The 442-nt window shown below is 71.5% G+C and carries 1 protein-coding gene; it reads right to left on the bottom strand.

The genetic code is table 11. The features are described 5' to 3' along the window. Nucleotides 1-442 (bottom strand): GAF domain-containing protein (locus D3D02_RS19955; RefSeq protein WP_147435813.1); only part of this gene is annotated, 442 nt, incomplete at both ends.

The following is a 442-nucleotide window of genomic DNA, read 5'->3' on the forward strand; positions in this document are numbered from 1 at the left end:
GTCCGAAGCGTCTCCGTCACCGCGATCCGATCGAGAGTCTCCTCGAGGTGGGAGGCGAGCAGCTCCGCGAGCCGGCGGTCGGCGTCGTCGAACTCGGCGCCGCTTCCGGTGTCGTCGCTCGCAAGCTGGAAGACGACGTCGTCGCCCACAGGGACGGTGAGGACCGTGTCGAACCGGCTCTCCGGGTTCGGGTTCGGCGCGATGGATGCGTCGCCGGTCTGGACGGCCCTGCCGGCCACGCCGCTCCCGACGCGGACGCGGTTACAGTCCTCGACTGGCGTCCCGCTGGAGGCGACCACGGGTTCGACCCACTCCCCGTCCCGGACCGCGACAACGCTCTGGTACCCGGGGAACACCTGCTCGGCGACCGCGATGGCCGCCCGGTGGGCCTCGTCGACAGACCTGACGGCGGCGAGCTCCGCCATCCCGGCGTTGAGCTGTT

Origin of the sequence: Halobellus sp. Atlit-38R (assembly GCF_003665925.1) — an archaeon.
In the GTDB taxonomy this organism is placed as follows: Archaea; Halobacteriota; Halobacteria; order Halobacteriales; family Haloferacaceae; genus Haloquadratum; species Haloquadratum inordinatus.